Annotated in this window: 23 protein-coding genes; 1 reads left to right on the top strand and 22 read right to left on the bottom strand. The window is 72.1% G+C overall.

Annotation, left to right across the window (positions count from 1 at the left end):
• Window positions 1-260: 260 nt before the first annotated feature.
• The 17 genes from ACGFT2_RS15995 to ACGFT2_RS15915 form a co-directional block, all read right to left on the bottom strand.
• On the bottom strand, window positions 261-818 hold the full coding sequence (locus tag ACGFT2_RS15995; RefSeq protein ID WP_393278420.1) for a TetR/AcrR family transcriptional regulator: 558 nt from the start codon (window positions 816-818) through the stop codon (window positions 261-263).
• Window positions 819-882: 64 nt separating this feature from the next.
• Window positions 883-1,725, bottom strand: a complete 843-nt coding sequence (gene whiG / locus ACGFT2_RS15990) for an RNA polymerase sigma factor WhiG (protein WP_100828489.1) — start codon at window positions 1,723-1,725, stop codon at window positions 883-885.
• 322 nt (window positions 1,726-2,047) lie between these two features.
• Window positions 2,048-3,241, bottom strand: coding sequence for a DNA-processing protein DprA (gene dprA, locus ACGFT2_RS15985; protein WP_393278203.1), 1,194 nt, complete (start codon window positions 3,239-3,241; stop codon window positions 2,048-2,050).
• Between the two features lie 112 nt (window positions 3,242-3,353).
• On the bottom strand, window positions 3,354-4,964 hold the full coding sequence (locus ACGFT2_RS15980) for a YifB family Mg chelatase-like AAA ATPase (RefSeq protein WP_393278201.1): 1,611 nt from the start codon (window positions 4,962-4,964) through the stop codon (window positions 3,354-3,356).
• Window positions 4,965-5,330 carry a YraN family protein gene (locus tag ACGFT2_RS15975; protein ID WP_393278199.1) on the bottom strand — a complete coding sequence of 122 codons (366 nt, stop codon included), beginning with the start codon at window positions 5,328-5,330 and terminating at the stop codon, window positions 4,965-4,967. It lies immediately after the preceding gene.
• Window positions 5,331-5,450: 120 nt separating this feature from the next.
• On the bottom strand, window positions 5,451-5,759 hold the full coding sequence (locus ACGFT2_RS15970; RefSeq protein ID WP_014675276.1) for a DUF2469 domain-containing protein: 309 nt from the start codon (window positions 5,757-5,759) through the stop codon (window positions 5,451-5,453).
• A 56-nt stretch (window positions 5,760-5,815) separates the two neighbouring features.
• A complete protein-coding gene (locus tag ACGFT2_RS15965; protein WP_393278196.1) occupies window positions 5,816-6,340 on the bottom strand; it encodes an NUDIX hydrolase in 525 nt (174 codons plus the stop codon).
• Window positions 6,330-7,112 (bottom strand): signal peptidase I, encoded by a 783-nt coding sequence (gene lepB / locus ACGFT2_RS15960; protein ID WP_393278194.1) that lies wholly within the window; start codon window positions 7,110-7,112, stop codon window positions 6,330-6,332. The genes ACGFT2_RS15965 and lepB (ACGFT2_RS15960) overlap by 11 nt, the downstream gene beginning before the upstream one ends.
• Window positions 7,113-7,262: 150 nt before the next feature.
• A complete protein-coding gene (gene lepB / locus ACGFT2_RS15955) occupies window positions 7,263-8,276 on the bottom strand; it encodes a signal peptidase I (RefSeq protein WP_393278192.1) in 1,014 nt (337 codons plus the stop codon).
• A complete protein-coding gene (gene lepB, locus ACGFT2_RS15950; protein ID WP_393278190.1) occupies window positions 8,164-9,255 on the bottom strand; it encodes a signal peptidase I in 1,092 nt (363 codons plus the stop codon). The genes lepB (ACGFT2_RS15955) and lepB (ACGFT2_RS15950) overlap by 113 nt, the downstream gene beginning before the upstream one ends.
• Window positions 9,248-9,949 carry a signal peptidase I gene (gene lepB, locus ACGFT2_RS15945; protein WP_393278188.1) on the bottom strand — a complete coding sequence of 234 codons (702 nt, stop codon included), beginning with the start codon at window positions 9,947-9,949 and terminating at the stop codon, window positions 9,248-9,250. Before lepB (ACGFT2_RS15945) ends, lepB (ACGFT2_RS15950) begins: the two co-directional genes overlap by 8 nt.
• Before the next feature lie 45 nt (window positions 9,950-9,994).
• On the bottom strand, window positions 9,995-10,345 hold the full coding sequence (gene rplS / locus ACGFT2_RS15940) for a 50S ribosomal protein L19 (protein ID WP_393278186.1): 351 nt from the start codon (window positions 10,343-10,345) through the stop codon (window positions 9,995-9,997).
• Between the two features lie 135 nt (window positions 10,346-10,480).
• A complete protein-coding gene (gene trmD, locus ACGFT2_RS15935) occupies window positions 10,481-11,314 on the bottom strand; it encodes a tRNA (guanosine(37)-N1)-methyltransferase TrmD (RefSeq protein WP_393278184.1) in 834 nt (277 codons plus the stop codon).
• Window positions 11,311-11,856 carry a ribosome maturation factor RimM gene (gene rimM, locus ACGFT2_RS15930; RefSeq protein WP_393278182.1) on the bottom strand — a complete coding sequence of 182 codons (546 nt, stop codon included), beginning with the start codon at window positions 11,854-11,856 and terminating at the stop codon, window positions 11,311-11,313. Before rimM ends, trmD begins: the two co-directional genes overlap by 4 nt.
• Window positions 11,857-11,938: 82 nt before the next feature.
• Window positions 11,939-12,178: an RNA-binding protein gene (locus ACGFT2_RS15925; protein ID WP_005479813.1), complete on the bottom strand. Its 240-nt coding sequence runs from the start codon at window positions 12,176-12,178 to the stop codon at window positions 11,939-11,941.
• A 5-nt stretch (window positions 12,179-12,183) separates the two neighbouring features.
• Window positions 12,184-12,603 carry a 30S ribosomal protein S16 gene (rpsP, locus tag ACGFT2_RS15920; protein WP_388389265.1) on the bottom strand — a complete coding sequence of 140 codons (420 nt, stop codon included), beginning with the start codon at window positions 12,601-12,603 and terminating at the stop codon, window positions 12,184-12,186.
• A gap of 307 nt (window positions 12,604-12,910) precedes the next feature.
• Complete coding sequence (locus ACGFT2_RS15915) at window positions 12,911-13,507, bottom strand: hypothetical protein (protein WP_393278180.1); 597 nt, start codon at window positions 13,505-13,507, stop codon at window positions 12,911-12,913.
• 522 nt (window positions 13,508-14,029) lie between these two features.
• Between ACGFT2_RS15915 and ACGFT2_RS15910 the strand changes: the two genes are divergently transcribed.
• Window positions 14,030-14,917 (top strand): SAM-dependent methyltransferase, encoded by an 888-nt coding sequence (locus ACGFT2_RS15910; protein ID WP_393278178.1) that lies wholly within the window; start codon window positions 14,030-14,032, stop codon window positions 14,915-14,917.
• A 177-nt stretch (window positions 14,918-15,094) separates the two neighbouring features.
• On the opposite strand, the gene ACGFT2_RS15905 is transcribed toward ACGFT2_RS15910, so the two are convergent.
• The 5 genes from ACGFT2_RS15905 to ACGFT2_RS15885 all read right to left on the bottom strand — a co-directional run bounded on the left by ACGFT2_RS15905 (window position 15,095) and on the right by ACGFT2_RS15885 (window position 21,646).
• On the bottom strand, window positions 15,095-15,385 hold the full coding sequence (locus tag ACGFT2_RS15905; protein WP_393278176.1) for a DUF6355 family natural product biosynthesis protein: 291 nt from the start codon (window positions 15,383-15,385) through the stop codon (window positions 15,095-15,097).
• Between the two features lie 348 nt (window positions 15,386-15,733).
• Window positions 15,734-17,284: a signal recognition particle protein gene (ffh, locus tag ACGFT2_RS15900; RefSeq protein WP_393278174.1), complete on the bottom strand. Its 1,551-nt coding sequence runs from the start codon at window positions 17,282-17,284 to the stop codon at window positions 15,734-15,736.
• A 189-nt stretch (window positions 17,285-17,473) separates the two neighbouring features.
• Window positions 17,474-19,942, bottom strand: a complete 2,469-nt coding sequence (locus ACGFT2_RS15895) for a [protein-PII] uridylyltransferase (RefSeq protein ID WP_393278172.1) — start codon at window positions 19,940-19,942, stop codon at window positions 17,474-17,476.
• Between the two features lie 28 nt (window positions 19,943-19,970).
• Window positions 19,971-20,309, bottom strand: coding sequence for a P-II family nitrogen regulator (locus ACGFT2_RS15890; RefSeq protein WP_393278170.1), 339 nt, complete (start codon window positions 20,307-20,309; stop codon window positions 19,971-19,973).
• The gene (locus ACGFT2_RS15885) at window positions 20,306-21,646 is read right to left on the bottom strand and encodes an ammonium transporter (RefSeq protein WP_393278168.1); all 1,341 of its coding nucleotides are present in this window, start codon (window positions 21,644-21,646) and stop codon (window positions 20,306-20,308) included. The genes ACGFT2_RS15890 and ACGFT2_RS15885 overlap by 4 nt, the downstream gene beginning before the upstream one ends.
• Window positions 21,647-21,896 lie beyond the last annotated feature (250 nt).

Raw genomic sequence — 21,896 nt, 5'->3', positions numbered from 1 at the left:
AGGCGCACGGGCCCTATGCCGCAGCCGGCCGTCCCCCATCGCCCCGCCGGACCGATGCGCGGCCGGCCCGGCCCCGCACACCTCCGCCACCGTGACCACGGCCCCGCGCACCTCCGCCGCCGCGGCCCCGGCCCCGCACACCTCCGCCGCCGTGGCCTCGCCCCCCGCACGCCTCGCGGAGCCGATGACGCGACCGGCCCGCACCCGCGGCAGGTCCCTGGTCGGCGCAGCCGGCCCCGCACGCTCTCAGGAGCGTGGCGTCAGCCGCGTACGCCCCGCAGGACCATGGTCACCGCGGTGTCCGTCACCGCGGCGGGGTCTTCCGCCGCACCCAGTTCGATCCGCCGAACCGCCGCGTCCACGACCCCCTGCAGCAGCATCGCCGCCAGCCGCGGCTGCGCGTGTCCCATCTGCCCCAGCGCCTCGACGATCATCGCGACCAGCCCGCCGTGGGCCGCCCGGATCTTCTCCCGCGCGCCCGCGTCCAGCTCGCTGGCGGAGATGGCGACGACCGCCCGGTGCCGCCGGTCCCCGACCAGCGCCAGCTGGCGCCGCACATACGCCTCGACCTTGCCCTCGGGCGACTCCGCGAGCTGCATGGCAGAGGCCACCTCCGCCGCCCACAGCGGGAAGTCGACCTCGCACAGCTCCTCGACCACGGCGGCCCGGGAGCGGAAGTACTCGTACACGGACGACCGTGCCAGCCCCGTCCGCTCGGCCAGCGCGGGGAAGGTCAGCGCCTCCGTGCCGCCCTCGGACAGCAGGCACCGAGCCGCGTCCAGCAGGGCGGCTCGCTGCATCGACCGGTGCTCGGCCACGGAGGCCGCTCGAATCCTTGGCACGCCGACCACTTTACGGACACACCGCCCCGGAAGGGAGGACTCAGCGCCCGAAGCTCGCCAGCTTGGCCCGCAGCTGGAGCACCGACTTGGTGTGGATCTGGCTGACCCGGCTCTCGGTGACGCCGAGCACGTTGCCGATCTCGGCGAGGGTGAGCCCCTCGTAGTAGTACAGCGTGACCACGGTCTTCTCCCGCTCGGGCAGCGTGTTGATGGCCCGCGCGAGGAACCGCCGCAGCTCCCGGTCCTCGGCCACCTCCACCGGGTTGTCGGCGGCGGTGTCCTCCAGCGTGTCCATCAGACTGAGCCGGTCCCCGCCCTCGCCGCCGACATGCAGCAGCTCCTCCAGGGCGACCACGTTGGCCAGCGACAACTGACTGAACACGGCGTGCAGTTCATCGACCTCCATGCCCAGCTCGCCGGCCACCTCGCCCTCGGTGGGGGTGCGTCTCAGCCGGGCCTCCAGAGTGGCGTAGGCGCGCTCGACGTTGCGCGCCTTCTGGCGGACCGAGCGGGGGATCCAGTCCAGCGCCCGCAACTCGTCGATCATCGCGCCGCGGATCCGGGTGATCGCGTAGGTCTCGAACTTGATCTCACGGTCGATGTCGAACTTCTCGATCGCGTCGATCAGCCCGAAGACGCCCGAGGACACGAAGTCCGCCTGCTCCACGTTGGGTGGCAGGCCGACGCTCACCCGGCCCGCCACGTACTTGACGAGCGGCGAGTAGTGCAGGATCAGCTGCTCCCGCAGCCGGTCGTCCCCCGTCGCCTTGTACGACCGCCACAGCTCGTCGAGCGTCGAGGGAGCGGGCGGCCGCACGCTGCCACCGTCGCGGGCGGCTGGGGGGATCGCCGCCCGGTCTGACCCGGAGGTGTGCTGGGGCATTCGTCGCCTTGTGCCGTTCTGCCGTGAAGTGCTGTGAAGTGCCGTGAAGCGGGGGAGGGTGGGACGCGTGGAAGGGAATGGGCTGCATGGGTGAGCTGTCGGTCTGATGGCGGGTTGGCGCATTCTGCGCTCTCGCCTTCGTGAGCGTAGCGTGACTGAGGTGTCGCGGTGTGCGAACGGCGAGGCGCCACCCGTGAGCGGGGCGACCCGGCCGGGCCCGTGACCGCACCTCCGGGATCGCTCTGCGTGAACGGCCGCTGGGGCCAACTCCGGGAAACCGCAAGGGCGTCGGGGGATCCCCCGGACGGCCGAACACGCTCGGTCAGCACGGGTGCCGGCCGCTCCGGACCGACATCATCGCCTGGCGTGTCAACTTCCAGCCATCGCCGTGTCGTTCGACGTAACCAACTGCTCGGAGTTCGTACAGTCTCGCGATCGCGTCGTCGCGCGTGGTCCGCGCGTCGAGCGCGATCTCCTCGGCGGCGGCCGCGCGGTCGCCGGGCAGTGCGGCGAGGACGCTCCGGGCGGCCGGTGCCAGCAGATCGCGGGGCAGGACGGGCCCGCGCCGGGGCGGGGCCAGTTCACCCATGTCGCCGACGAGTTCGACGACTTCCGCGGCATCCGTGACCAGGGTGGCCTCGCCCCGCAGCAGTTCGTGCACGCCGGCCGAGAGGGCGCTGGTGACGGGCCCGGGCACGCCCATGGTGAACCGGCCGAGGCGCTGCGCGGCCCGCGCGGTGGCCAGCGAGCCGCTGCGGCCGGCGGCCTCCACGACGACGGTACCCCGGGTCAGTGCGGCGATGACCCGGTTGCGCAGGATGAACCGGCTCGGTGTCGGGTGATCGCCCGGCGGCAATTCGCCCACGACCAGTCCCTGTTCCGCGATCCTGTCGATCAACGCGGCGTGGCCGCGCGGGTAGGGGCGGTCGACGCCGCAGGCGAGGACGGCGACGGTTGCTCCGCGGGCGGCGAGGGCGCCGCGGTGGGCGGCGCCGTCGATGCCGTAGGCCCCGCCGGAGACCACGACCCATCCCCGCTGGGCGAGGCCCGCGGCGAGGGTGGCGGCCACATGGGTGCCGTACTCGGTGCAGGCGCGGGCGCCCACCACGGCGACCGATCCGAGCGCCCACATCCGCAGGCTCGGCCGCCCGCGCACCCAGAGTCCGACGGGCCGGGCGTCCCCGAGATCATCGAGCTGCCCGGGCCACTCGGCGTCCCCGGGCCGCACGAACCGGGTCCCGGCGGCCTCGGCCACCGCGAGGTCCCGCGCCGGATCCGCCCGTGCGGCGCGTGCCACGAGCCCCGCCCACCGCGCCCCGCTCACACCGGGCAACGGCTCCCGGCCGGCGCGCAGCCGCCGCACCACCTCCCCCACCCCGAACTCCCGCAGCCATCGCCCGCCGACCGCGTCCCCAGGCTCCAGCACCCGTCCCAGAAAGACCCGCCCGAACACGTCCCCGCCCGGTTCGCCGCCGGTGACGTCGTGTCCGGTGGGCGTCGTCGGCCCGCTGGTCACGCCCCGCCCCCTCCCGTGTCCGGGCCGGCCGGGACAGCCGTCCCGGCCTCGCGCCCGCCCGGCCGCCGCCCGCTCGCGCCGGGCCGTGCGGTACGGCCGGGCGTCCCGCCCCTCATGTGCCGATCCGTTCCAGGACCGCACCGCGGCGGACGCCGGTGCGCAGTTCCAGGGCCCAGTTCACGTCGTTCGCCGAGGGCCGGTCGCGGCCGCCGAGATCGGCCAGGGTCCAGGCGACCCGGAGGACCCGGTCGAATCCGCGAGCGGTGAGCAGGCCCCGGTCGAGGTCCTCCTCGGCCTTGGCGAGGGCTCCGGGCCGGACGTGCCAGCGGGTGCGCAGTTCGTGGCCGGGCACCTCGCTGTTGGTGCGCCAGGGCAGTCCCTCGTAGCGCCGGGCGGCTCGCTCCCGGGCCAGTCCGACCCGATCGGCCACGACGGCCGTGGTCTCGGCGCCGGTGTGCAGCCGGAGCAGCTCGGCCCTGGCGACCGGCTCCACGGTGACCCTCAGGTCCACCCGGTCCATGAGGGGACCGGACAGCCGGGCGCGGTAGCGCTTGATCGAGGACGGGCGGCACTCGCAGATGTCGTCGCCCCTGCCGTGCCGGCCGCACGGGCACGGGTTCGCGGCCAGGACCATGAGGAACCTGGCCGGCATCCGCAGCATGCCGGCGGCCCGGGCGATCACGACGTGGCCGGATTCCAGCGGCTGGCGCAGGGCGTCGAGCACGCTGCCGTGGAACTCGGCCGCCTCGTCGAGGAAGAGCACGCCGTGGTGGGCCAGGGACACCGCACCGGGCCTCGGCAGCCCGTTCCCGCCGCCGACGAGGGAGGCCATGGTCGCCGAGTGGTGGGGTGCGCAGTACGGGGGCCTGTCGACCAGGGGGTGCCCGGGTGGCAGCAGCCCGGCGACCGAGTGGACGGCGGTGACCTCCAGCGACTCCTCCCGCCTCAGCTCGGGCAGCAGGCCGGACAGCCGTTCGGCCAGCATCGTCTTGCCGGCGCCGGGCGGGCCCTTGAGGAACAGGTGGTGCCGGCCCGCCGCCGCCACCTCCAGCGCGGCCCTGGCCAGGGGCTGCCCGGCGACATCGGCGAGATCGGGGGCGTGCGAGGTGCCGGCGGGCCCGGTGCCGAGCCCGGTCCCGGGCAGTGCCAGGCCCGCGAGGAAGGGATCGGGGCGGATCTCTCCGGGCACGGGCTCCTCGTCGGGCACCGGTTCCTCGGCGAGGACGGCGATGAGCTGGCGCAGGCTGCGCACGCCGAGCACCGAGACGCCGGGCACCAAGGACGCCTCCGGTACCGCGCACTCCGGCACCACCACCTGTTCGTACCCCGCGTCCGCCGCTGCCAGGACCGCCGGCAGGATGCCCCGTACCGGTCGAACCCGGCCGTCCAGTCCCAGCTCACCGATCATGACGATGTCGGCGAGCACCCGGGGGTCGATCCGCTCGGCCGCGCCGAGGACGGCCGCGGCGACGGCCAGGTCGAAGCCACTGCCGCTCTTGGGCACGGACGCCGGGCTGAGGCCGACGGTGAGTTTCTTCGCGGGCCATGCCGCCCCCGAGTTGACCACCGCCGCCCGGACCCGGTCGCGGCTCTCCGTAAGGCTCTTGTCCGGCAGGCCGACCAGGGTGAAGGCCGCGACGCCCGGTTCGAGGTCGGCCTGGACCTCGACCACCACCCCCTCGACGCCCACCAGGGCCACCGAGCACGTACGGGCGAATCCCATTCAGGCCACCCCCCGGGCGTGCTCGACGGACGGAGCGCCCCGGCGGGGCAGGAGGACGCCGATCAGGTCGATGCGGACGCCCCCGGGCGGCGCTCCCCCGTGGGCGTGGATCCAGTGTTCGGCCAGGCTCCTCAGCCGTTCGGCCTTCTCGGGGGTGATCGCGGCCATCGGATGCTCGTAGGAACCGCCCCTGCGGGTCTTGACCTCGCAGACGACCAGCGCGTCGCCGTCGCGTGCCACGATGTCGATCTCACCGGACCGTCCGCAGCGCCAGTTGCGCTCCAGGACCGTCATTCCGGCCTGGACCAGCCGCCGCGCGGCCAGGTCCTCGCCGTACCTGCCGAGTGCACTGCGTGCCTTGCTCATGTCGGCACCACCTCCGGCGCCAACGGTCACGCATTCCGCCCACCCCGTGTCGATCTTGGTGGACTACTCGGCGGTTGTGGAGAACCCCGTCATCCGAACGAGGAGACGATCACCGGTCGATCATCCGCCCGGGAGCTCGAGGTCGCTCTTGTTCAGCTCTTCGATGTTCACGTCCTTGAATGTGAGGACGCGGACCTGCTTGACGAAGCGAGCCGGCCGGTACATGTCCCAGACCCAGGCGTCGGCCATGGTCACCTCGAAGAAAACCTCACCCTGGACCGAGTGCACCTGCATCTCGTAGTCATTGGTGAGGTAGAAGCGCCGTTCGGTCTCGATCACGTATTTGAACAGACCGACGACGTCTCGGTACTCCCGGTAGAGCTTCAGCTCCATCTCGGTCTCGTACTTCTCGAGGTCCTCGGCGCTCATGGCATGTTCCCCTTCAGCCGTGCGATCTCCCCATTGTGCGCCAGTCCCGGGAGCCCTCAGACGATTTCCGTGTCGAGGGTCACGGGCGTGGCCGGGGGACCGTCGTCGAGCAGCCGCTGCAGCAGCTCGGCGAGTCTGGTCGGATACACCGTCTCATGTGCCCGGGTCAGTTCCCGACACGTCCACCAGCGCGCTCCGGCGACGCTGCGCCGCTCCAGCTCCGTCAGGCCCGTCGCGGCGGTGGCCGTCTGGGTCGTACGGGCCAGGTAGTACCACTCGTCCTGGTCCCAGCGGCGGCCCGCGAACGGGAAGGAACACCTGCGCCGCCACAGCACGGGGCCGAGGGCGACGTCGGTGATGCCGGTCTCCTCGGCGAGTTCCCGCAGCGCGGCCTCCTCGCGCGTCTCGGCACCCTCCAGCCCGCCGCCGGGGGTGAACCACCAGTCGTCGGCCGGATCGTCGGGTTCATGGCCGTGCAGGAGGAGAATCCGGTCCTCCGGGTCGAGGAGGACCACCCTGGCCACCTTGCGCAGGCCCCCCGTGTCCGACTCCTCGCCCGTCCGCGTGGGCTCAGCGGGCACCGGCCGGCCCCGGTTCGGTCCGGGCGCGGGAGCGGCCCAGGCGTCCCGCGATCGGGCCGTACGCTCCCCCGCAGAGGATCAGGACGGCACCGGCGCCGACCATCAGCTCGATCGTGCGCAGCGGGCCGGGGCTCGACAGGGCGCCGAGCGACTCGAAGCCGGTGGGGCGCTTCAGCATGCCGTTCCAGGGCCAGACGACGGCGTCGACGCGGGCGGAGACCGCGTCGCGGCCGACGGTGCCCTTCGCGGCGTCCGTGAGGTGGGCGGTGGAGTCCAGGGAGCCCTGGCGTTCGTCGCCGAGCAGGAACAGCCGGCCCTCGGGGACGGTCACGGTCGGGAAGTCCGTGATCTCGGCGAGGCTGCCCTCGGGCAGGTACGGCTCGTCGATCTGCTTGCCGTTGACGGTCAGCTTGCCGTCGGTGCAGCAGGCGACCTTGTCGCCGCCGATCGCGACCACGCGCTTGACCACCTTGGCGTTGCTGACCCAGGACTTGTCCTCGAAGACGACCACGTCACCGCGCCGCACCTCGTCACCGTCGACGCGCTGGGCGAGCACGCGGTCGCCGGCGTCGATGGTCGGGGTCATGGAGCTGGTCGGCACCGTGTAGGGCCGGTAGATCAGGGCCGCCCACGCGAAGCCGCCGAGGAACAGCACCAGGCCCAGTGCCACGGCCAGCCCGGACAACCGCTGGCCGATCCGGCCGCCGCCGCCCTGTGCCGTGCCTGTGCCGCCGCCGTGCGGGGCCGTACGCGTCGTGCTCTCGCCACCCATGGACCCGCACCCTACCCGGCGGTACCCAGGTGGGCCCACCCCCACGAGGTACGGCGCCCCCGCACGCACGTGGGCCCCCATCCGGTCCGCCGGCGTGCAGGGCACGGCCGACCGGGTGGGGGCCCACGGCGAGGAGCGCGACGGGCGGAGTCACCGCTTCCCGGCGGTCGCCTTCGGCTCGGTCGTGGAGCGCAGCCGGTCCGCCCGCCTGCGCCGCCACACGACCACCGGCAGCACCGCCGCGACGGCCACGCCCTGGGGCGCGACGGTCAAGGACGCGGACGCGGTGGACTGCCGGCCGAGGCCGGGCTGGTCGAAGGTGTCGGGGACGGGCAGGGTGCCCCAGCGGTTGATCGGCCAGGCCTTGACGATGGCGCGGCCGACGACCTTGTCGACGGGGACCATGCCGTGGTTCTTGTCGGACTGGTTGTAGCGGGAGTCGCGGGAGTTCTGGCGGTGGTCGCCCATCACCCAGATGAAGCCCTTGGGCACCTTGACCTTGAACTGGCCGCCCAGTTCGTCGTCGGTGCACGGCGTGTTGCCCGGGTAGACGTAGGGCTCGTTGAGTGCCTTGCCGTTGACCGTCAGCGGGCCGTCGCCCTTGCACTGGACCGTGTCACCGCCGACGCCGATGGTCCGCTTGATCAGGTCCTTCTCCTCGGCGGACGGCATCAGGCCGATCCAGCTGAGCACCTTCTGCACGGCGTTCGGGTTGGGCGCGGGCTCGCCGGCCAGCCAGTTGTCCGGGTCGTGGAAGACGACGACCTCGCCGCGCTCGGGCTCGGAGCCGAACCACGGGGTCAGCTTGTCGACCAGGACGCGGTCGCCCTGCTGAAGGGTGTTCTGCATCGAGTCGGACGGGATCGAGAACGCCTGCACCAGGAACGTCTTGATCAGCAGCGCCAGGACCAGCGCGATCACGATGAGGATCGGCAGCTCCTTCCAGAAGGAGCGCGGCTTGCCCGACCGGGCCGGGGGCTCGTCCGTGCCCACGGCGCCGCCGCCCGCGCGCTGCCCGTCCTCCGGCGTGCCGTCGCCGCCCGGCGCCGCGTCACTCCCGGAGCTCATGACGCCTTCCGGTTCCCGGGCGCCGCCTTCCACGGGGTGCCCGCGGTGCTCCTCGCCGTCGTGTCCCGAACGTGCGCCAACCGCCACATCCCCCACGCCAACTCCTTACTCCGTGCCGCCGCCTGCTCCGGAAACGGTGCAGGCCCACCACTCCCATAACGAGCGGGAGTTCCGCAGGGGTCGGGAGTCGGGTCAGTCCGTTCTGATCCTCGGAGGCAACCCTATGCGACGGCCGGGGGCCCGCGGTCGCCCCCGACACGGAGTCGGTGACGCTTGCGAAGGTTTTAGGTTCCTCCAGGCGCGTCCAGTGGCCGACCGGCCAGCCGATGATCATGGCGCGGCCGACCACCGAGTCCTCGGAGACCGTGCCGCCGTAGGGCGTGTTCTGGTGGAAGCGGGAGTCCGCGGAGTTGCCGCGGTGGTCGCCCATCACCCACAGCCGGCCCTGGGGGACGGTGATGTCGAACGGGGTCGCGGAGGGCGCGTCCCCCGGGTAGATGTAGGGCCCCTCGGTGAGCGGTACGCCGTTGACGGTCAGGCGGCCCTGCGCGTCGCAGCACTTGACGTGGTCGCCACCGACCCCGATGACCCGCTTGATCAGGTCCTTCTCGTTGTCGGAGGGCAGCAGGCCGATGAAGGTGAGGCCTTCCTTGAGCTGCTTGACGACGATGGGGTCGTTCTTCTTCGCGGTCTGTTCGTCGGCGAGCCAGCCACCGGGGTCGTGGAAGACGACCACGTCCCCGCGCTGCGGCTCGGAGCCGAACCAGGGGGTGAACTTGTCGACCAGTACGCGGTCGCCGATCCGGATCGTCTGCTCCATGGAACCGGAGGGGATCACGAACGCCTGGACGAGGAAGGTCTTCAGCACCAGCGCTATGAGGACGGCGACACCGACCAGGAGGGGGATCTCCCGCACGGCCGAACGGCGGCGCTTGCGCTTGACCTTGCGCTGCAGTTTGCGGCGCTCCGCGCGCGTGCGGCCGCCTCCGGGCGTGGCGGTGCGGCGGGACCCGGTGGGCAGCAGGTTCTCGGCGGGCGTGCTGGGCACTCCGCGCGGTTTGCCGCGGTTACCCATGGGCGGCCTCGCCGGGGGCGGCGGGCACGCGCGCGTAGGCGGACGGCCGCGTCAGGTGGGTCCAGCGCCCGTGGGGCCACACGATCCAGTCGGCCCGGCCGATCACGTCACCCGTGGGGATCATGCCGCCGCCGGGCGAGCCGAGGTGGTCGCGGGAGTCGCTGGAGTCACCGCGGTGGTCGCCGAGGACGAAGAGGCGGCCCGCGGGCACGACGACGTCGAAGGGCACGCCGGAGGCGCTGTCCCCGGGATAGAGGAACGACGTCTCGTCGACCGGCCGGTCGTTCACCTCGATCCTTGCCTCCTTGTCACAGCAGACCACATGGTCTCCCCCCACCCCGACAACGCGCTTGATGTAGTCCGCGTCCCCGAAATACCCGGTGCCGTCGAACACAATCACGTCACCGCGGCGCGGCTGGGCACCGAAACGGTACGCCAACTTGTTTACGAGAACGCGGTCCCCGATCCTCAGTCCCTGTTCCATGGATCCGCTCGGAATCTGGAACGGTTGCACCACGAAAGCGTTGAGAAGGAGCAAAAAGGCCAGGCAGAGGAAGACGGTGAGGGTGATCCGGCCGCCCGGGACCGACTCGGCGATCCGCGCCGGCAACGCGAAACGCGACCGGCCCTCCGTCCCCGGAGAGTCCGGGTGGGAGGAGCGGTCGCGTTCTGCCGGCTGTGCTTCGGTGTCCATCGGAGCCAGATGTTATCCGGCCCCGCCGTGACGCCGGGGAGGCGCTCAGCTCTCGCGCTTCTCCTTGATCTTCGCGGCCTTGCCGCGCAGGTCACGGAGGTAGTACAGCTTGGCGCGGCGCACGTCACCACGGGTGACGAGCTCGATCTTCTCGACGATCGGGGTGTGCACCGGGAAGGTGCGCTCGACGCCGACGGAGAAAGAGACCTTGCGGACCGTGAAGGTCTCGCGGACACCGGAGCCCTGGCGGCGGATCACGACGCCCTTGAACTGCTGCACACGCGAGCGGTTGCCCTCGATGACGCGGACGTGGACGTTGACGGTGTCACCCGGGCGGAAGGCCGGGATGTCACTGCGCAGCGACGCGGTGTCGACGGTGTCGAGCAGGTGAGACATTTCGTCTGCTTTCTTCGCTGATGCCACAGGCCATCAACGGCAACTAGGTGTATACGAGGTCTGCCGTGCGGGTCGGAGCGGGCGTCGTGTCCCCCTGTGGCAGGGACGCGCGCCGGACGGACGCACAACAGCCGCCTATTCTTCCACGCCCTCGGCCCGGCGCCAAAATCGGCCGTGGCCCTCTCCTTCGGGGACCGGTTCCCAGCCCAGGATGGAGAGCATCTCGCGGTCCTTCTTGTCGAAGGCCGCGGGGACGCAGCGCTCGATCAGATCGGGCCGGTTGGCCGTCGTACGCCTGAGGGCCTCGTCGCGGCGCCAGCGGGCGATCTTCCCGTGGTGGCCGCTGAGCAGGACGTCGGGGATGGTCCGGCCACGCCACGCGGGCGGCTTGGTGTAGACGGGGCCTTCGAGGAGGTTGGCCATCGCACCCGGCGCGAAGGAGTCGTCGCGGTGGGACTCGGCGTTGCCGAGGACGCCGGGCAGCAGCCGGGCGACGGCCTCGGTGACGACGAGCACGGCCGCCTCTCCGCCGGCCAGGACGTAGTCGCCGATGGAGACCTCGTAGACGGGCATGCGGGTCGCGTACTCGTCCATCACCCGCCGGTCGATGCCCTCGTAGCGGGCCGGGGTGAAGATCAGCCACGGGCGCTCGGACAGCTCGACGGCCAGTTCCTGGGTGAAGGGGCGGCCGCTCGGGGTGGGGACGATCAGGGCGGGGGCCCGGGTGCCGGCCTCGTAGCCGTCGGCGAGGACGGTGTCCAGGGCGTCGCCCCAGGGCTCGGTCTTCATGACCATGCCGGGTCCGCCGCCGTACGGGGTGTCGTCGACCGTGTTGTGCCGGTCGTACGTCCAGCCACGCAGGTCGTGGACGTGCACGTCCAGCCGGCCACGCGCGCGTGCCTTGCCGACGAGGGAGACGTTCAGCGGCTCCAGGTACTCCGGGAAGATCGTGACGACGTCGAGCCTCATTCGCCGTCGTCCCTGGACGACGCGATCTCGGCGCGGTCGTCGATCAGGCCGGGCGGAGGCGCGATGACCGCCCTCTGCTCCGCCAGGTCGATCTCGGTGACGATCTCGCCCACGAAGGGGATCAGGACCTCGCTGCCGTCCGGGCGCTCGACGATGAACAGGTCCTGGGAGGGCAGGTGGGAGATCTCCGTGATCCGGCCGATCTCCGTACCGTCCTCGGTGACCACGTCGAGGTCGATGAGCTGATGGTCGTAGTACTCGTCCTCGCCCTCGGGAAGTTCCTCGGGGTCGATCTCCGCGATCAGCAGGGTGTTGCGCAGGGCCTCTGCGCCGGTGCGGTCGGTGACGCCCTCGAAGCGCAGCAGCAGCCGGCCGCTGTGGACGCGGCCGGTGGCGATCGTGAGGGGCCCGGTGGTGGCCGGGTCGGTGGCCAGGACGGCGCCCGGGGCGAGCCGCAGCTCGGGCTCGTCGGTACGTACCTCGACGGTGACCTCGCCCTTGATGCCGTGGGCGCGGCCGATCCGTGCGACTACCAGCTGCACGTGTACAGATCTCCTGTCGTACGACTGCGGGCCGGGGACGGCCCAGGGGCCCTCCCCGGCCCGAGCCGGTTGCACTGAAGCGTCAGCGGACGTGGTCCACGTCGACGAGGTCGACGCGCACACCGCGACCGCCGATGGCACCCACGACGGTACGCAGGGCACGCGCGGTGCGGCCGTTGCGGCCGATCACCTTGCCGAGGTCGTCGGGGTGGACCCGGACCTCCAGCACGCGCCCGCGGCGCAGGTCGCGCGAGGCGACCTGCACATCGTCAGGGTTGTCGACGATGCCCTTCACGAGGTGCTCAAGCGCCTCTTCGAGCATGGTGCTCAGGCCTCGGTCGACTCGGACTCAGCCGCGGCCTCGTCCTTCTTCTCAGCCTTCTTCTTCTGGGTGATGGCCTCACCCTTGCCCTCGTCGTCACCGCCGAGAGCCTCGAACGACGGGCGGGTCGACTTCGGCTCGGCGACGAGCAGCGGCGCCGGGGCGGGCTCGCCCTTGAACTTCTGCCAGTCGCCGGTCTTCTTCAGGATGGCGAGAACCGGCTCGGTCGGCTGCGCGCCGACACCCAGCCAGTACGCCACGCGCTCGGCGTCCACCTCCATGACCGACGGGTTGTAGGTCGGGTGGTACTTGCCGATCTCCTCGATGGCCCGGCCGTCACGGCGGGTACGGGAGTCGGCGACGACGATGCGGTAGTGAGGCGAACGGATCTTGCCCAGACGCTTCAGCTTGATCTTGACTGCCACTGGAGTGGGTTCTCCTGGTTTTGACGTGGGTGGGCACGGCGAGCTGCCGCGTGGGGTTGCGGTACCCGAGTGCCCGATGGACGCGTCAGCCGGAGGAGAGAGGGGTCCTGTGCGACTGTCGAGTACAGCTGACCATTGTGCCACACCCTGTGGGGCGCTTTCGGCCGCGGGCGGCTCGGGGAACTTCGGGGCATGACGGGGTGGCACCCGGCGCGGAGGTGACCGTACGTCGGGTGCGCCGCCCGGCGCCGCGAAGCCGCCGCCCCGGTCCGGCACCCACGAGATGCCGGTTCCAGGCGGCCCCGCGCTACGCCGCTCCCACGATCTCCGGGATGCGGAACGGCTTGCCGCAACCGCCGCACACGATCGGCGCCTGGGCCAGGACCGACGGAACCACCCGGACGTTGCGCCCGCAGTCGCAGACCGCCTTGACCCGGACGCCGCCGCCCGAGGAGCCGTGCCGGGCGGCCGGGCCGCGGAAGGTGCGGGAGGTGTCCGAGGAGGTGGCTGCCGTGTGGGCCTTCAGCGCGCGCTGCAGCCGCTCGATGGTCGGGCGGTAGCGCCGCTTCGCCTCGGGGTTGAGCGTGACCAGTGAGAAACCGCTGCTCGGGTGCGGCTCCTCGGGGTGGTCGAGGCCCAGCTCCTCGGCGATCGCGAGGAAACGACGGTTGTGGTAGCGGCCGGCCCGGGAGGTGTCGCGGATGCCGCGGGAGGCGGCGATGCCGTGGACTGCCTCATGGAGCAGCCGCTCGAAGGAGAGCTCGTGCCCGCACGCGGACGACGACTCTCCGATCAGGGACTCTGGCGCGGCAAGGTCAGGCAGCTCGGGGTGGTACCGCTGAATGTCGGCCCACGCCTGCGCCAGCTCTGCGGCGAGAACAGGTGGTGTCTGTGTCGTGCTCACGTAATGACAACGAGCGTGGGTGCCGCTGTGTTCCGATTCCGGGGCATCCCAAATAATTTGCACGTACCCGTCAGTTGGCACTGATGCGTCCTGACGAGGGCGGGTGCGCTGATCTGCGGAGAAGCCTCACAGCTCATACCAAGCTGGTGCGTAGGCGACGGTACGACCGTCGTGTAGCACGGGAGTGCGAGCGTGGCCGCCGGATACGCAAGACGGGTTTCGGCCGCACTCGGTGCGAGCCTCATCCTGATCAGCGTCCGTGACGGTCGTGACGTTACCGCGCGCTGCCGCGACCCCCGGGACCGGCGCGTTCGCCCGGAGCGGTCACCGTAGGGCCATCCGGATTGCCGGGATGTGAAATCTCGCCACACTGGTGCCCGGACCCCAAGCCGGACCCCACGACCCCTGGACGGCACCGCGAGCCGGGAGTTACCTGGCATACGTGGGAAGTGCGCGCGCACGGCACGGGGGCCACGCAACCGGGCACAGCGGCGAACTGTCGGCGGATTGGGGCGCTTACCTATGACACCTACGCTCGTGCGGCAGCACCGGCCTCCTGCGGACTCCACACCCCGCGTGGACCGGTGCGCACGCGCGCGTGACTGGTCGGAGATCCAGGAACGGATGCTGGTCCCGCTCTACCAAGCGGTCTACGAACGGCTCGAAGTGGGCCCTGCCACCAGGCTGCTGGGCCTGCGCTGCGGCTCGGGGCTCGCGCTGCTGCTGGCGGCGTCCAGCGGGGCGGCCGCGGTGACCGGCGTCGACTCCTCCCCCGAACGGCTCGCCCTCGCGCGCGAGCGCCTGCTCCCGGACACCCGGCACGGCGTCCGCGGCTGCCGCGGCGCCCGCGCGCGTACGGCCGTGAAGCTCGTGGGCGGTGGACCGCGGGACGCGGGGGACGCGGCCGACGCGGAGACGGCCGCGTACACCCTGGTGACCGTGTTCGAGCCGGTCGGCTGTCTCGCGGGTGACTCCGAAGGGCTCGGCGAGCAGCTCGCGGCCGCGCTGCCGCAGGCCGCGCGCGGGGCCTGCGTGGTGCTGGCCGGCTGGGGTCCGCCGGAGCGCTGCGCCACCTCCTCGGTGCTGCGGGTGGCCACCAAACTGGCCGATCCGCTGCGCAGCGCGCAGAGCTGGCGGCCGGCCCGGCGGGACGACCTGGAGGAGGTCGCCCAGCGGGCCGGGCTGAAACCGGACGGCTCGGGCCGGGTCGCCTGCCCGTTCGGCTACGCCGGCCTCGACAGCGCCGTGCGCGGACTGCTCTCGACCGGCCTGTTCGATGCGGCGATCGCGGCGACCGACGCCAAGCAGGTCGACAAGGAGCTGACGGAGGCCCTGCACGCGCACCGGCGCGAGGACGGCACCGTGTGGATGCCGAACGTCTTCCGCTACCTCATGGCGCGCGTGCCCTAGGCGGACCGGAGGCCGGCCCAGGGGCGGACGGGCCCGAGGCGACCGGAGGCCCCGGAGGGACGGGCCCGACGCATACAGGGACCCGAAGCGGCCGGACCATGGGCGGAGCCGACCGTCAGTACGGGCGGAGCCGACCGACAGCACGGGCGGAGCCGACCGTCGGGGGGGCGTGGGGCGTCAGCAGGTGCGGCCCGCGTAGTAGGCACCCTGGATCTTCTTGGCGGTGCCCAGCCAGGTCCGGCCGGGGCCCACGCAGCGGTCGTAGTCCGCCGCCAGGGCCACCTGGACCCTGATCACCACATGGGAGCCGTCGGAGGTGCAGTGGTTGTAGTAGGCGTCCGAGCCGGTCTCGTAGAAGCCGCACGGATCGGCGGCCGCCGGGGTCGCCGTGGCCGGGCCGCCGGCCAGGAAGGCGAGCGTGAGGGCGACGGAGCCGAGAGTACCGGTGAGCAGGCGGGGGACACGCACGGCGAACTCCTCTGATAGGCGCACGGAAGCAAGGCGACCGGGAGGGGCGGGGCCGCTCGGCCGGCCGCGCGCCCATGATCACGGGTCGCGGAGGCCCTGGCCGCGCCTTGCCCTCAGATGTCACCCGCCGAATCGTTTGCTCGGTACGCCGACCGGGTCACCCGTCCGGTTCACCCGTCCGGACGCGCGCCCGCCCGCCACCCCGCCGGGGCGGTCGCGGGCACCGGCACACGCCAAGAGGCACCCCCGTCGTACGAAGGCGGCCCCAGCACGGTCGCGGGCACCGGCACACGCCTAGGGGCGCCCCCGTCGAACGGAGGCGCCCCCAAGGCGCTGTGCGGGGCCGGTTCAGCCCATGAACTTCTTGAACTCGTCCGGCAGTTCGAAGTCCTCGCCGCCCTGCTGCGGCAGTCCGAAGGCGCCCCCGCTCTGCGCGGCGGCCTCGCGGCGCTGGGCCTCCTCCAGCTCCTGCTGCTTGCGCTTCATCGGGTTGCCCGAGCGCTGCTTGCCCTTGGCCTTCTTCGGCTGCTTCTTGGTCCGGCCGGGGCCGCCGCCCATGCCCGGGATGCCCGGCATACCCGGCATGCCGCCGCCCTGAGCCATGCGGGACATCATCTTGCGGGCCTCGAAGAACCGCTCGATGAGGTTCTTCACGGCGCTGACGTCGACACCCGAGCCCTTGGCGATACGGGCCCGGCGGGAGCCGTTGATGATCGTCGGGTCCTGGCGCTCGACCGGGGTCATCGACTTGATGATCGCGGCGACACGGTCCACGTCCCGCTCGTCCAGGTTGTTGATCTGGTCCTTGATCTGCCCCATGCCCGGCAGCATGCCGAGCAGCTTGGAGATCGACCCCATCTTCCTGACCTGCTCCATCTGGGACAGGAAGTCGTCCAGGGTGAACTCCTGGCCCTTCTTGGACGCCAGCTTCGAGGCCATTTTCTGGGCCTCTTCCTGGCTGAAGGTCTTCTCCGCCTGCTCGATCAGGGTGAGCAGGTCACCCATGTCGAGGATGCGGGAGGCCATCCGGTCAGGGTGGAAGGCGTCGAACTCGTCCAGCTTCTCGCCGTTCGACGCGAACATGATCGGCTTGCCGGTGATCTGCCGGATGGACAGGGCCGCGCCACCGCGGGCGTCACCGTCGAGCTTGGAGAGCACCACGCCGTCGAAGCCGACGCCGTCGCGGAAGGCCTCGGCGGTGTTGACCGCGTCCTGACCGATCATCGCGTCGACGACGAACAGGATCTCGTCCGGGGAGACGGCGTCGCGGATGTCCGCGGCCTGCTGCATCATCTCCTGGTCGATGCCGAGCCGGCCGGCGGTGTCCACGATCACGATGTCGTGGACCTTGGACCGCGCGTGGTCGATGGAGTCCTTGGCGACCTTCACCGGGTCGCCGACGCCGTTGCCCGGCTCCGGCGCGTAGACGGCGACGCCCGCGCGCTCGGCGACGACGCTCAGCTGGTTGACGGCGTTCGGGCGCTGGAGGTCGGCCGCGACCAGCAGCGGAGAGTGGCCCTGCTCCTTCAGCCACCGGCCGAGCTTGCCCGCGAGGGTCGTCTTACCGGCACCCTGCAGACCCGCGAGCATGATCACGGTGGGCGGCTGCTTGGCGAAGCGCAGGCGCCGGGTCTCGCCGCCCAGGATGGTCACGAGCTCGTCGTTGACGATCTTCAGAACCTGCTGCGCGGGGTTGAGGGCCTTGGAGACCTCGGCGCCGAGCGCGCGCTCCTTGACGTTCTTGATGAACGTGCGGACGACGGGCAGGGCCACGTCGGCCTCGAGCAGCGCGATACGGATCTCGCGTGCGGTGGCGTCGATGTCCGCCTCGCTCAGACGCCCCTTGCCGCGCAGATTCTTGAAGGTCGCTGAGAGGCGGTCGGAGAGAGTATCGAACACGGCGGCGTCGGTCCTCGGAGTCGGGGGCAGGGTGAGCGGCTTCCAGGGTATCCGGCCGCGCAAGACAATCGTCCCCACCCACCGGGTACGGACGGCGGCGGCGATCGCGCGACCGGCGGCGGCGAAGCGCCGCCCCGGGGTGCCGTCCCCACCCGCGGGGTACGGACGGCGGGCCGCGGCGCCGCGGGGTCACCCGCGCAGGGTCTCCTCCAGCACCCGTGCCAGCGACGCGGCGTCCTCGTCCGGGAGTGCGGCGCCCGTACCGGTGGTGACGTAGAACGCGTCCACCGCGTTCGACCCCAGGGTGCTCACGTGCATGCTCCGCACCCGTACCGCCGCCTTCTCCAGCGCCATCCCGATGCGGTGCAGCAGTCCGGGGGCGTCCTGTGCGCGTACCTCGATCACCGTGGCGTGGTGGGAGGCCGCGGGAGCCACCGTCACGCGCGGGGGCGGGGCCGCGCGGCCGCGACGGTGCGGGTAGGCCGCGTCGCGCTCGGCGAGCCGGCCGGCGATGTCGAGCGAGCCGTCGAGGGCGCGGACCAGGTCGGCCCGCAGCCGGGCGGCCTGGGGCAGCGAGCCGTACTCGGCGGCCACCCGCCAGTTCAGCAGCAGGACCGCCCCCTCGTCGACGTCGTCGACGTCACCGACGTCGTCGGGCAGCCGCAGGGCCCGTAGCTCGGCGGTGCGGACCGTGAGGCGGTGCACGGCGAGGACACCGGCCACCGCGGGCAGCACCGCGGGCCGCGCCGGTACGGCGATGAGGAGCTCCACGCCGAGCGGCTCGGGCCCGCCGGAGGGTTCGCCCTCCGGCACCGGTTCGGCCTGCGCGCGCAGGGCGAGGACCGGGCCGCGGGTGCGGAAGGCCTCGATGGCCAGGCGTTCCTGCTCGGCCGTGACCGCGGCGGGCTCGGGCTCCTCGGGGGCGTCTCCGGCGAGGACGGCGCGGGCGCGTCGTACCAGGTCGGCGACGAGCGAGCCGCGCCAGGACGACCAGGCGGCGGGGCCGGTCGCGAGCGCGTCGGCCTCCGTCAGGGCGTGCAGCAGTTCCAGGGTGCTCTGGGTGCCCACCGTCTCGGCGACCGAGCGGACGGTGGCCGGGTCGTCCAGGTCGCGCCGGGTGGCCGTCTCGATGAGCAGCAGGTGGTGGCGGACCAGTGTCGAGATCACGGCCACGTCCGTACGGTCGAAGCCGATCCGTGCGGCGACGTCCTTGGCGATGATCTCGCCGGCCACGGAGTGGTCGCCGGGCCAGCCCTTGCCGATGTCGTGCAGCAGGGCGGCGACCAGCAGCAGGTCGGGGCGGCTGACGTGCCGGGTGAGAGCCGAGGCGCGGACCGCCGTCTCGATCAGGTGGCGGTCGACCGTCCACAGGTGGACGGCGTTGCGCTGCGGGCGGCAGCGGACCCGTTCCCAGTCCGGCAGTAGACGGCTGACCAGGCCTTCCGCCTCCAGGGCCTCCCAGACGTCCACCGTGGGGCGGCCGGAGCCGAGGAGCGTCACCAGCTGCTCGCGCGCCTCGGCGGGCCAGGGCGTGGGCAGGGCGCCCGCGGTGGCGGCCATCCGCCGTACGGCGTGCAGGGAGAGCGGCAGGCCGGCCTGTGCGGCGGCGGCCGCGGCGCGCAGCGGCAGCACGGGATCGCGTTCCGGGCGCGCGGCGCGGGCCAGCACCGCCTCCCCGTCCTGCTCGACGACGCCCTCGGCGAGCGGAGAGCGTTCGGCGACCGGTTTGCCGCCGCCCAGCATGGCGCGCAGGCGCGGCCGTACGGCGCGTGAGCGCAGCACGCGTCCCACCTCCCGCCAGGTGACGTCGCTGGCGTAGGAGATGACCCGCGCCGCCTCGTACACCTGCCGCAGCAGGATGTCGGCGTCCAGCAGGTCCAGCTCGGCCGCCACCTGGTCCTGTTCCTGCAGCGCGAGCCGGTCGGTGGCACGGCCGGTGGCCAGGTGCAGGGCGTCCCGGACGTCGAGCAGGCGCCGGCGGGCGTCCGCGAGGCCCTCGCGGGGGGCGTCCGCGAGCCAGGAGGCGGCGACCGCGCGCAGGGCGGTGGCGTCGCGGAGGCCACCGCGGGCCTCCTTGAGGTCGGGTTCCAGCAGGTACTGCAGCTCGCCCTGCCGCTCCGCGCGATCCGCGCAGAGTTCCTGCAGTTCGGGGAGTCGCTTGGGGGCCGCGTTGCGCCAGTCGGCGAGGACGGTGGTGCGCAGTGCGGCGGTCACGCCCGGGTCGCCGGCGAGGTGACGGGCGTCCAGGAGACCGAGCTGGACCTTCAGATCCTCGGCGGCCGTCCTGCGGGCCTCGGCCGGGGTGCGCACGGAGTGGTCGAGGGCGAGCCCCAGATCCCAGACCGGGTACCAGAGGCGGTCGGCGAGGACGGCGACGGTGCCGGGGTCGGAGCCGTCGTGCAGCAGCAGGAGGTCGAGGTCGCTGCGCGGGGACAGCTCGCCGCGGCCGTAGCCGCCGACGGCGACGAGGGAGACGCCCGCGAGCCCGTGCGCCGCCGCCGTGAACAGTCCGGCGAGCCAGTCGTCGGTCAGTTCGGCGAGGGCCGTACGGCGCGGCGGCCCGGACCGCGCCCCCTCGGTGAGGAGGCGCAGCCGGGCCGCCGCGTAGCCGCTGGGTCCCGAACCACCCGTTTCGTTCCGTACATCCGTACCCGTCACCCAGCGACTCCTGTTCCGTCGTCCCTGCTCAGAGCGCGTCCGGCCCGCGCTCCCCGGTGCGCACCCGTACGGCCGTCTCCACCGGCAGGGCCCAGACCTTGCCGTCACCGATCTTGCCCGTCCGGGCGGCCTTGACGATGACCTCGAGCAGTTGCTCGGCGTCGTCGTCCTCGGCCAGCACCTCGATACGGATCTTGGGTACCAGGTCGACGGTGTACTCGGCACCCCGGTAGACCTCGGTGTGGCCTCGCTGCCGGCCGTAGCCGCTGGCCTCGGTGACCGTCAGCCCCTGGACACCGAAGGCCTGCAGGGCCTCCTTGATCTCGTCCAGCCGGTGGGGCTTGACGACGGCGGTGATGAGCTTCATGCGTCCACCTTCCTGTTCTGCGGGGCGGCCAGGGGCGAGGCGGTGACGGAACCGAGGACACCGCCGCCGGCGCCGCTGAAGTCGTACGCGGTCTCGGCGTGCTGCGCCTGGTCGATGCCCGAGATCTCCTCGTCCTCGGACACCCGCATCCCGATGGTCCGATCGAGCAGGAAGGCGAGGACCGCGGAGGCGATCAGGGAGTAGGCGAGGACCGCGAAGACCCCGGCGCACTGCTTCCACAGCTGGTCGAAGGAGTGGTCGCCGTAGAAGACGCCCGTGGCGGTGGACTGGCCCTTGCCGGTGGCGAGAAAGCCGATGAGCAGGGACCCGATGATGCCGCCGACCATGTGGACGCCGACGACGTCGAGGGAGTCGTCGAAGCCGAAGCGGAACTTCAGGCCGACGGCCGCCGCGCAGGCGACACCGGCGACGACGCCCACGGCGATCGCGCCGAGCGGCGAGACCGCGCCGCCGGACGGGGTGATCGCGACCAGGCCGGCGACCGCGCCGGAGGCGGCGCCCAGCGTGGTGAACGCGCCGTGCCGGATCTTCTCATAGGCGAGCCAGGCCAGCATGGCGGCGGCCGTCGCGACCTGCGTGTTGACGAACATCAGCGCGCCGACGCCGTCGTCGTTGCCGAGCCACGAGCCGGCGTTGAAGCCGAACCAGCCGAACCACAGCAGCCCCGCGCCGAGCATGACCAGCGGGAGGCTGTGCGGGCGCATCGGGTCCTTCTTGAAGCCGACGCGCCTGCCGATGACCAGGATCACGCCGAGGGCCGCGGCACCGGCGTTGATGTGGACCGCCGTACCGCCGGCGAAGTCGATCACGCCGAGCTTGAAGGCCCAGCCGTCGGCGCCCCAGACCCAGTGGGCGACCGGGACGTAGACGATGGTGACCCACAGCGTGATGAAGAGGGCCCAGGCCGAGAATTTGACGCGGTCCGCGAGGGCGCCGCTTATCAGGGCCGGCGTGATGATGGCGAACATCAGCTGGAAGACCATGAAGACGAAGACCGGGATGGTGTAGCCGTCCCACAGCTCCGTCAGCCCCACGTTGCCGAGGCCGATCCAGTCGGCGTTCCAGCCGATGAGGCTGGAGCCCGTGCCGAAGGCGAGGGAGAAGCCGTACAGCACCCAGAGGATGGTGACGATGCCCATGCTGATGAAGCTCATCATCAGCATGTTGAGGGTGCTCTTGACCCGGACCATGCCTCCGTAGAAGAAGGCCAGGCCCGGCGTCATGAGAAGGACCAGGGCGGAACAGATGAGCATGAAGCCTGTGTTCGCGGAGGAAAGCTTGGGTGCCTCCGCGGCAAGCGTGATGGCTGGGGCCATCGGCGTCTCCTCGTCGTTGGTACGGCCCCGTGCGGGCGGTGCCTGAGCGGTCCGGTCGGTTGAGGGGTGGGCCGGTTATGCGCCATGAGACTGACGCAGCACGGTTTCGGTGGAAGCCCCTCGTTGTTTCGCCGGGGTGACGAAGACGCCCTGTGTGTTACGCGCCGATGAAGTGCCGGAAACAGGGCCGCGAGACCGTTATCGTGGCGCAACCTTCCGGGCGAGGATCCCGCGGGGAGACAGGCCGGCC

This window comes from Streptomyces sp. NPDC048514, assembly GCF_043199955.1.
In the GTDB taxonomy this organism is placed as follows: Bacteria; Actinomycetota; Actinomycetes; order Streptomycetales; family Streptomycetaceae; genus Streptomyces.
Note: the sequence above shows the minus strand (reverse complement) of the source record. Positions and strands in the feature narration are given on the sequence as shown.